Below are 9,094 nucleotides of genomic sequence, written 5' to 3' on the forward strand. Positions count from 1 at the left end.
CATCCTGCACCGCGCAATGCCCATGCAGATACGCGCACAGTGCACAGTCATAGCGTTGATCCATACGCTGGTACTGGCGGTAGATCTCCCGGGGTGCGGTAGTCTTGCGCAGGCGTGCGCGGTGCAGGGAAACGTCTACAACCTGTGTGTCACAGGAGTAGATGACGCCTCGGTCGGTTGTTCGAACCAGCAAGGTCTGGTTGAACCCGAAATAGAGTTCACGCTCGGCTGCCGAGCCAGGCAGGCGGCCAATCACCACCTCAGCCCCATGTACCTCGACCAACAGCGTTAACATTTTTAACTGTCCATCCTTTGAAACCACTTGCACCACTATCCCTGCAGACAACCTTGGCAAGCGGCGAACTGAGCTTTTAGTAATCTGTTCCATGACGAACGCTCCAGCCCTTGAGGATTAAAGTAGGTTTAGCAACAGCTAATACAACACCTTGGAAGTATCTTGCGGTTTACCTAGAACTTTCTTGCAGATCACGCCAAAGGTCTGATTACGGCATTGCAACAGCACCCATTTCTTAGAGATTTGTGTCACTATCGCACTGAAAGACTGCATGGCCGAGAAACAGTGATGTGGTTAGATTTGTTTGATTTTGGATGTGCGTAAGAAGGACAGGCTGTGAAAGATTATGAAAACCCATGGCAAACCCTAAGCCAGGAAGACCAGTACGATAATCCATGGATCAACGTATGCGAACACCAGGTGGTCAACCCTGCCGGTGGCCGTGGAATTTACGGTGTGGTGACTTTTAAGAATGAAGCCGTGGGTGTTATTCCCGTGGATGATGAAGGTTACACCTGGCTGGTTGGACAGTGGCGTTACGCCCTGAACGAATATTCCTGGGAGATTCCGGAAGGTGGCAGCCCGGTCGGGGAAGATCCGCTGGAATGCGCCCGCCGGGAGCTGAAAGAGGAAACCGGCCTGGTCGCCGATGAATACTTCCCTCTAATGACCATGCACCCGTCCAACTCCGTCTGTAACGAGATCGCCTACCTGTTTGTGGCCAAAGGGCTTTGCCAGGAAGAACACGATCACGAAGACACCGAAGACATTACCATCCGCCGCCTGTCTTTGGATGACGCGATCCGTATGGCACTGGATGGCGAGATTACCGATTCGCTGAGTGTAGCCGGATTAATGAAACTGGCGCTGCAACGGGATAAGTTTGGCGTTTGATCAGTTTGAAGCGGTGAAAGGAAAAGTCAGCGTCCATAAAACCAACATCTGGACGCCGACGTTATTTTGATTTCCTATTGATCTAGCTCGCAGGCTGCAGCCCTTGCACTAGAGATACCCAATAACTGGCACCCAACGGCAATATTTCGTCGTTAAAGTCATAGTAAGGGTTGTGCAGTCCCCGCCCACCTTCTGCCGAACCGTTACCGATCCAGATGTAGGCTCCCGGGCGTTCCCGCAGCATAAAAGAGAAGTCTTCAGCCCCCATACTCGGCGGTTCACTCTGATGGACTTTTTCCTTGCCAACCAGGCTTCCCGCAATATCGGCACAAAGCGCAGCGTGCTCCGGGTCGTTTACCGTAGCCGGATAGCCCGAGCGATAATCCAGTGTACCTGTTGCTCCATATGCCGCGCAGATGTTCTCGACCATGTTTGCCATCTGCTGTCGGATCTGCGCTCTCACATCTTCACAGAATGTTCTACAGGTGCCGGACAACGTTACGCTGTCCGGTACTATATTGTGAGCATCCCCCCCATGCATCTGGGTAACGCTGACCACCCCGGAATCCAGAGGGCTAAGATTACGGCTTACAATCCCCTGCAGCGCCCCGATCAACTGTCCGGCAACCACAACAGGATCAACGCCCATGTGAGGCATACCTGCGTGGCAACCGTTACCGGTGATCTGTATATCAAACAGATCCATCGCTGCCATGACCGGCCCGTGATGTACCGTAAATTCACCTTTATTTAAACCTGGCCAGTTGTGCATGCCATACACGGCATCCACTGGAAACTGCTCGAACAAACCTTGTTCACACATCAGCCGCGCACCGGCCTTTCCCTCTTCAGCAGGCTGGAAAATGAACACGACTGTCCCAGCAAAATCACGATGTTCTGCCAGATATTTCGCTGCACCGAGCAACATGGCCGTGTGCCCGTCATGCCCACAACCGTGCATCTTACCGTCGTGTTGCGAACAATGAGAGAAACTGTTCAGCTCCTGCAGATTCAGCGCGTCCATATCAGCCCGCAGACCAATCATGCCTTTCCCTGCTGCTTTACCAGTCAGCGTCGCTACAACACCGGTTTCAGCGAGCCCGGTATGTACTTCCAGACCAAAGGATTGCAGCAGATCAGCAACCTTGGCAGCAGTACGGTGTTCTTCAAATGCCGTCTCGGGATGGGCGTGCAAGTCGCGACGCCACTCTCTCATCAAAACGTGCAGTTCACTCTCCTGAGCGATCAATTCCGTCATCGTAATTCTCTCTCCCCTGCCGGATTACTCAGGGTAAATCTCAATATCGGGCTGCAATTCTAAGGTATTTGCGGCGTAAATGCCGATAAATCAGTCGAAGAATACGGTCCGGGTAACAACCAACCGGTTAACAGGTTATGCCTGTCGCCGATTGTGATGGGCAATAAGTCGCGTCCATAAAAAAGCCCCGGCAACGAATACGTTGTCGGGGCAAGCTACTACTAACTAAAAAGTGAACTTAGTCCGTCAACCGACCGTCCTGATAATCCTTCAGCGCCTGGTCGATCTCTTCCGGTGTATTCATCACAAACGGGCCATACTGGGCAATTGGTTCGCCGATCGGTTTACCCGCCAACAGCAGGAATGTCGCACCAGAGTCCGAAGCCTGCACTGAGACCTCGTCACCATCCGCCAACACCACCGCATGATCGGTTTGGATGCGGCGATTATCCACCTGCAATGCGCCTTCGTATGGGTAGATAAACAGGTTGTGAGTTTCCGGCACCGGGTAGGTAAAGCTCTCACCCGGCTGCAGGCGCAGGTCCAGATACACCGGATCAGCGGCCACACCTGTTACAGGGCCAGACACGGTATCACCGCCCACGTCCAGGCTACCGGCAACCACGCGAACCTGACCACCACTTGGCAGCTGTACCTCCGGCACCTGCTCAGGCTCGATGTTCTGGTAGTGGGCCGGTTTCATCTTTTCACTGGCCGGCAGGTTTACCCACAGCTGGAAACCCCGCATCAGTCCATCGGTACGTTGCGGACGTTCTTCGTGAATCACTCCTCGCCCGGCGGTCATCCACTGCACACCGCCAGCAACCAGCTCACCCTCGTTGCCCATATGATCACGGTGAATCATGCTACCGTTGAGCATATAGGTCACAGTTTCAAAACCTCGGTGTGGGTGGGGCGGGAAACCGGCGATATAGTCATCTGCGTTGGCAGAGTTAAAGGCATCCAGCATCAGGAACGGATCAACCCGGATACGCTGGCGCTGGCCAATGCTCCGCTTAAGCTGCACACCCGCACCGTCGCTGGTATCGATGGCCGGAATAATCTGTTGAATGGTTCGGATAGTCATGTTGTATCTCCGCCTTACAGTTGCTCGCGCCCATGAGGGGCCAGCAGGTCAAACTCGGGGCCCACCGGGATAATGCCGGTTGGATTGATCATTCGATGGCTTGCAAAGTAGTGGTGGCGGATATGTTCCATATTGGTGGTCTCCGCTACCCCCGGCAGTTGATACAGCTCACGTAGGTAACCACGCAGGGCCGGGTACTCGGCAATCATTTTGCGGTCACACTTGAAGTGGCTCACATACACCGGATCAAAGCGCACCAGCGTGGTAAACAAGCGGATATCTGCTTCTGTCAATTGGTCACCCACCAGATAGCTCTGCTTGCTCAGTTTTTCTTCCAGCTCATCCAGGGTGGTAAACAGTGCCTCCACCGCTTCATCGTAAGCGTCCTGCGTCGTGGCAAAACCCGCCCGATACACACCGTTGTTTACGTTCGGATAGATCCACTCATTGACCACATCAATCTCGTTCTGCAACGCTTGCGGGTAGTAGTCCCCCGCTTTCGCACCCAGATGATCAAACGCGTTGTTCAGCATGCGGATAATTTCGGAGGATTCGTTGTTAACGATGGTCTGCTGCTTTTTGTCCCACAACACCGGTACCGTTACCCGTCCGGTGTAATCCGGCTGTGCCTTGCTGTACACCTGATGCAGATAGTTCAGGCCGTACAAAGTGTCACCTGTACCCGCCGGCGCGCTGGCATCGGGGTTGTTAAAGGTCCAGCCCTGCTCCAACATCAGCGCATCAACCACTGATACGGAGATCATCTCTTCCAGCCCCTTCAGGCTACGCATAATCAGTGTGCGATGTGCCCAGGGACACGCCAGCGACACGTAGAGGTGGTAGCGACCCGCTTCGGCTTCAAAACCACCGCTGCCGCTTGGACCTGGGCGACCACCCGGTGTGATCCAGTTACGAAACTGCGATTCACTGCGCACGAACTTGCCGCCGCTTGCTTTGGTTTCGTACCAGCGATCATGCCATACGCCATCAATCAATAAGCCCATTGTTCACCTCCACGTACGCTCTACGTTGTTTTTTGGTTGATGCGGATCAGACAGATGCCAGCTGATCCACTGCTTCGCGGGCTTTTGCCAGAGAGTCTTCCTTCACCTCTTCCATGCTCAGACCTTCTGCATAGATAACCTCTACGTTATTCAGACCAATAAAGCCCAGGAACTGCTTCAGGAATGGCACCTGGTGATCCATGCCGGTGTCTTTGTACAAACCACCGCGGGTAGCAAATACGCGTACCGGCTTGTCTTCCAACAAACCCACCGGGCCGGTTTCGGTGTACTTGAAGGTCACGCCTGCACGCGCCAGATGGTCAAAGTACGCTTTCATCTGCGATGGCACACCGAAGTTGTACAGTGGCAAGCCCAGTACGATTTCGTCAGCATCCTGTAGCTCTTTGATCAGGGTGTCGGAGAAATCCACGATCGCCTGCTGTTCAGCGCTGCGCTGCTCTTCCGGGGTAAAGAAAGCACCAACGACTGCGCCATCCAGGTGTGGTACGGAGTCACCCACCAGATCACGTACGACTACTTCGTTACCCAGGTTACGCTGCTGCCACTGATCGATGTAACGTGCAGCCAACTGGCTGGACTGACCTTCGTCACCAAATACGCTTGCTTTGATATGCAGTAGTTTGCTCATGGTTTGCTCCTAAAATGAATGTGAATCGCTGTGTTCGATGTTGATGGAGCTATTTTCGTATTGATTTAAACGATTAAAAACAGCAAAAATATACGCATTATTATCAATTTTTTAGATATATAAGATGAAAACACAGGTAACGCTGGAACAGTGGCAAGCCCTGATCGCCGTCGTGGAGCACGGTGGCTATGCCCAGGCGGCGGAAGCGATCGGTAAGAGCCAGTCGGCAGTCAGTTATGCAATCCAGAAACTGGAGGGAAGCCTGGGTATCCCAGTACTGGCGATCCAGGGGCGCAAGGCACAGCTCACCCCCGCCGGGCAGATCCTACTGCAACGGGCGAAAACCCTGGTCCATGAAGCAGAACAGATTGAGGCACTGGCGGCGCAGTTTGGCGAACAGTGGGAAGCGGAGGTCAATATGGCGGTGGAGACGCTGTTTCCACCCTGGCTGATACTGGAAGCTCTTTCTCAGTTCAGCAAAGATGCGCCCCAGACCCGTGTTGATATAAAAGAAACGGTATTGAGCGGCACCCAAGATGCTGTCATTACGCGGGAAGTGGATCTGGCGATCACGGGTATGGTACCGACCGGTTTTCTGGGTGATCCACTGCTGATGATCAGGTTTATCGCAGTCGCCCATCCAGATCACCCGTTGCATCAACTGGGACGAGATCTAACCTACCAGGATCTGCGCCAACAACGCCAGCTGGTTGTACGTGATTCAGGCACACGACGCGCGGATGCGGGTTGGTTGGGTGCGCAGCAACGACTAACACTGAGTAACCAGAGCACCGCCATCGATGCTGCATGTAAAGGCCTTGGCTACGCCTGGTTTCCACAGATCAAAATCATGGACAAGCTGGAACAGGGTCTGTTGAAACCGTTGCCGATGCAGGAGGGCTCAGAGCGCCGAGTGCAGCTTTATCTGGTATACAGTCAGGGCGATTATGCGGGACGGGCTGCGCGCCACTTAGGCCAGGCGATCAAAGCGGCCGTGGCGCAGCATTTTCCTGAAGAGATCAAACCAGGGGTTTTAAAACCTGAAGTTTAAGGACGGCGTCCCAGTTTGAACTGACCGTTTTCAAAGAACTGGGCCACTTCCTTCCGCTTACGGCCGATCAGCAACGGGCCATCGTCCATAAACAGGAAGTTTTTCCACGCGCGCTTGAACACTTCCCAGGTGGTCTGGATTACGTGGTCGCTTTCGTAGCAGAAGTACACCACGGTGTTGTCGTCCCACTGGATAAACGCCGCCAGCTCCTCCGGCAGAGCCATATCGTCGCTGTCCCAGGCACCCTGCCAGCTACCACTCGCTTCCCAGGTGTTACCCTGTCCGGCCCAGTCACCCTTGCAAAAATGGGTGTAGTGGGTGCTCTGACGACTCACATTCTGAGACCACACTTCAGCCGCACGCTTTTCCGTCATCGGTTTGATCTGTTCCAGGTCCTCAGCGCTCAGAGGCAGATCACGGTGGCGGAAAATCCAGGCTTTTTTGTACTCAGATAGTGGGATGTAGTTCATCAGTCAGACCCGTCAATAATCAGGTGGAGCACTATACCCTTTAGACCGGATAAAAGCACCGTTCCCGCGTATAATCCCCGGCAAAGCGTTTTTCAAAAAGGAAACCACTATGCTCTACAACCTACCGGAAACGGCCGGGGATATTATCGTTGTACAGGCGACGGAAACTCTCACCGCCAAGGACTATACCGAAACCTTTATCCCACTCCTTGAAGAAAAACTGGCCGCGCACGAGAAAATACGCGTACTGCTGTACCTGGACCACGGATTCACCGGGTTTGAGGCGGCAGCTCTGTGGGAAGAGGCGAAGTTTGGATTGGCGCACCGCAACGACTTCCTGCGTCTGGCCGTGGTGGGTGATGCTGGCTGGATGGAGTGGTTGGCAAAGATTGGTGATCTGCTGGCAGGCGGCGAAACTCGTCACTTCACCGGCGCGCAGTTCCTGCAGGCGCTGCACTGGATCGACGGTAACGACGAAGTCTAAGTTGCTATCGCATCGATGGCAGAGCGGTCAGATCCACTCTGCCATCTCCTCCCGTCGGGATTTATGGGTGTTGAGGTACTCCAGGAACTCCGCTTCCGGCAGCGGTTTGCTGTAGAAGAACCCTTGGATCTGCTCACACTCTTCGTTCGCCAGGAACGAAATCTGCGACGCATATTCTACCCCCTCTGCAATCACCGTCAGGTTCAGGCTCTTGCCCAATGCCACTATCGCACGGGTGATGGCACGGTCGTTCTCATCCACATCGATATCACGCACGAAGGAGCGGTCGATCTTCAGCTTGTTGATCGGCAACTGCTTGAGGTAGCTCAGTGACGAGTAACCGGTACCGAAGTCATCAATCGCCAGGCTGATCCCCAGTGCCTTCAGCTGCACCAGCTCTTCAACCATCTCTTCCGGATTCTGCATCAGGGTGCTTTCGGTGATCTCCAGCTCCAGCGCATCCGGTTCGCAGCCGGTATCTTTCAATGCACTCTTCACCAGGGTGACCAGTGAGCGGCGACGCAGTTGCTGGTTGGAGATATTCACCGCCACCTTGCGCAGTGAATACCCCTGTGCGTGCCACTCGGCCATCTTGGCACAGGCTTCGCGCAGCACCCACTCACCGATCTGGGCGATCTGACCACTGGATTCGGCATACGGGATAAATTCTCCCGGCGGTACCATGCCCCGCTCTGGATGTTTCCAGCGCACCAGGGCTTCGGCACCAATCACTTCACCGGTACTGAGGCACAGCTGCGGCTGGAAGTGCAGCAGGAACTGCCCCTTGTCGATCGCCTCGCGCAACTCGTCGGTCATCAGCACACGCTGACGCACCTCAACAGTCATATCCGGTGTATAGAAGCGGAAGCCGTTGCGGCCGTCCCGTTTTGCTTCATACATCGCGGAATCGGCGTTACGCAGCAGGATCTCCGCGTCGTCGCCATCGTCCGGAAACAGGCTGATACCGATACTGGCGGTGATATGCAGTTCGGTGTTTTCCACGGTAAACGGCTGACGGAACGCGGCCAGCAGTTTGTCGGCAATCACCGCCGCATCGGAACGCACACTTAGCAGGCCGGTGATTACGGTAAATTCGTCGCCACCCAACCGTGCCACAATATCGTCTTCGCGCACCACGCTCTGCAGACGCAGGGACACCTTCTGCAGCAGCTCGTCACCGGCCGAGTGGCCGAGGGAGTCGTTGATCTCTTTGAAGTTATCCAGATCGATAAACAGCAGCCCCACCATCGACTGGGAATGGATGGAACGCTCGATCATGCTGTTCAGGTGGCTGGCCCCCTGTAAGCGGTTTGGCAGGGAGGTCAGGTGATCGTGTAGCACCCGGTGCTGCAATTCATCTGCCTGTTGGTTCAGGCCATCGATCATGTTGTTGGCACTATGCGCCAAAGCGCGAAACTCGTCGAAGTAGACCTCTTCCACGTCGATATGCTGACGACTCGAGACCGACTCCTCAAAGCTATGCCGGATCAGGCGCATATTGCCCGCCAGACGTTTGCCGATCAGCCACATGGCTGCCAGCACGATCAGCAACTCTGCCCCCAGTACCACAACGGCACTGTAGATCCGTTTTTTAACTTGATCGGCCAGGGTAAGCTCGCGCCGGCTCAGCTCGTTACGCACCGTCTCCAGATAAGCACCGGTACCAATCACCCAGCCATAGGGCTCAAACAGCTTTACGTAGCTGAATTTGATGGCGGCCTCACCACGTTTGCCATCCTTGGGCCACATATAACGGATAAAACCCTGCTTTTGATCCTTCGCCAGGTCGCGAATCTCCAGGAGAATATCCTTGCCGCTGTCGGGGAAGACCAAGCCAACATGTTCGCCATTGAGGGACAGGTCAGGGGGATACTGCAACATATAGCCATCGAGTGTGGAGAT

Annotated in this window: 10 protein-coding genes; 3 read left to right on the plus strand and 7 right to left on the minus strand. The window is 54.5% G+C overall.

Annotation, left to right across the window (positions count from 1 at the left end):
- Positions 1-295 (minus strand): hypothetical protein (locus ACEQ15_RS19380; protein WP_370280904.1); only part of this gene is annotated, 295 nt, incomplete at its 3' end.
- A 336-nt stretch (positions 296-631) separates the two neighbouring features.
- Between ACEQ15_RS19380 and ACEQ15_RS19385 the strand changes: the two genes are divergently transcribed.
- Positions 632-1,189, plus strand: a complete 558-nt coding sequence (locus ACEQ15_RS19385; protein ID WP_370280905.1) for an NUDIX domain-containing protein — start codon at positions 632-634, stop codon at positions 1,187-1,189.
- Positions 1,190-1,271: 82 nt separating this feature from the next.
- Here ACEQ15_RS19385 and ACEQ15_RS19390 read toward each other — a convergent pair whose 3' ends face one another.
- The 4 genes from ACEQ15_RS19390 to ACEQ15_RS19405 form a co-directional block, all read right to left on the minus strand.
- Positions 1,272-2,447: a M20 aminoacylase family protein gene (locus tag ACEQ15_RS19390; RefSeq protein ID WP_370280906.1), complete on the minus strand. Its 1,176-nt coding sequence runs from the start codon at positions 2,445-2,447 to the stop codon at positions 1,272-1,274.
- A 238-nt stretch (positions 2,448-2,685) separates the two neighbouring features.
- Positions 2,686-3,534 carry a pirin family protein gene (locus tag ACEQ15_RS19395; RefSeq protein ID WP_370280907.1) on the minus strand — a complete coding sequence of 283 codons (849 nt, stop codon included), beginning with the start codon at positions 3,532-3,534 and terminating at the stop codon, positions 2,686-2,688.
- Between the two features lie 14 nt (positions 3,535-3,548).
- Complete coding sequence (locus tag ACEQ15_RS19400) at positions 3,549-4,538, minus strand: glutathione S-transferase family protein (RefSeq protein WP_370280909.1); 990 nt, start codon at positions 4,536-4,538, stop codon at positions 3,549-3,551.
- A gap of 46 nt (positions 4,539-4,584) precedes the next feature.
- Positions 4,585-5,187 (minus strand): FMN-dependent NADH-azoreductase, encoded by a 603-nt coding sequence (locus ACEQ15_RS19405; RefSeq protein WP_370280910.1) that lies wholly within the window; start codon positions 5,185-5,187, stop codon positions 4,585-4,587.
- A 124-nt stretch (positions 5,188-5,311) separates the two neighbouring features.
- Here ACEQ15_RS19405 and ACEQ15_RS19410 point away from each other — a divergent pair, with 124 nt between their 5' ends.
- The gene (locus ACEQ15_RS19410; RefSeq protein WP_370280911.1) at positions 5,312-6,238 is read left to right on the plus strand and encodes a LysR family transcriptional regulator; all 927 of its coding nucleotides are present in this window, start codon (positions 5,312-5,314) and stop codon (positions 6,236-6,238) included.
- On the opposite strand, the gene ACEQ15_RS19415 is transcribed toward ACEQ15_RS19410, so the two are convergent.
- Positions 6,235-6,708: a DUF2947 domain-containing protein gene (locus tag ACEQ15_RS19415; RefSeq protein ID WP_370280912.1), complete on the minus strand. Its 474-nt coding sequence runs from the start codon at positions 6,706-6,708 to the stop codon at positions 6,235-6,237. The genes ACEQ15_RS19410 and ACEQ15_RS19415 overlap by 4 nt on opposite strands.
- Positions 6,709-6,817: 109 nt before the next feature.
- Here ACEQ15_RS19415 and ACEQ15_RS19420 point away from each other — a divergent pair, with 109 nt between their 5' ends.
- Positions 6,818-7,192: an STAS/SEC14 domain-containing protein gene (locus tag ACEQ15_RS19420; RefSeq protein WP_370280913.1), complete on the plus strand. Its 375-nt coding sequence runs from the start codon at positions 6,818-6,820 to the stop codon at positions 7,190-7,192.
- 27 nt (positions 7,193-7,219) lie between these two features.
- Here ACEQ15_RS19420 and ACEQ15_RS19425 read toward each other — a convergent pair.
- Positions 7,220-9,094: EAL domain-containing protein (locus ACEQ15_RS19425; protein WP_370280915.1), on the minus strand; the 1,875-nt coding region annotated here is incomplete at its 5' end.

Origin of the sequence: Pontibacterium sp., from assembly GCF_964228735.1 — a bacterium.
GTDB lineage: Bacteria > Pseudomonadota > Gammaproteobacteria > Pseudomonadales > Balneatricaceae > Pontibacterium.

Bases quoted from the DNA above. Each gene is read 5' to 3' on its own strand.
- ACEQ15_RS19395 (WP_370280907.1), bottom strand. From the start codon at position 3,534: ATGACTATCCGAACCATTCAACAGATTATTCCGGCCATCGATACCAGC.
- ACEQ15_RS19405 (WP_370280910.1), bottom strand. From the start codon at position 5,187: ATGAGCAAACTACTGCATATCAAAGCAAGCGTATTTGGTGACGAAGGT.
- ACEQ15_RS19420 (WP_370280913.1), top strand. From the start codon at position 6,818: ATGCTCTACAACCTACCGGAAACGGCCGGGGATATTATCGTTGTACAG.
- ACEQ15_RS19410 (WP_370280911.1), top strand. From the start codon at position 5,312: ATGAAAACACAGGTAACGCTGGAACAGTGGCAAGCCCTGATCGCCGTC.
- ACEQ15_RS19415 (WP_370280912.1), bottom strand. From the start codon at position 6,708: ATGAACTACATCCCACTATCTGAGTACAAAAAAGCCTGGATTTTCCGC.
- ACEQ15_RS19390 (WP_370280906.1), bottom strand. From the start codon at position 2,447: ATGACGGAATTGATCGCTCAGGAGAGTGAACTGCACGTTTTGATGAGA.
- ACEQ15_RS19400 (WP_370280909.1), bottom strand. From the start codon at position 4,538: ATGGGCTTATTGATTGATGGCGTATGGCATGATCGCTGGTACGAAACC.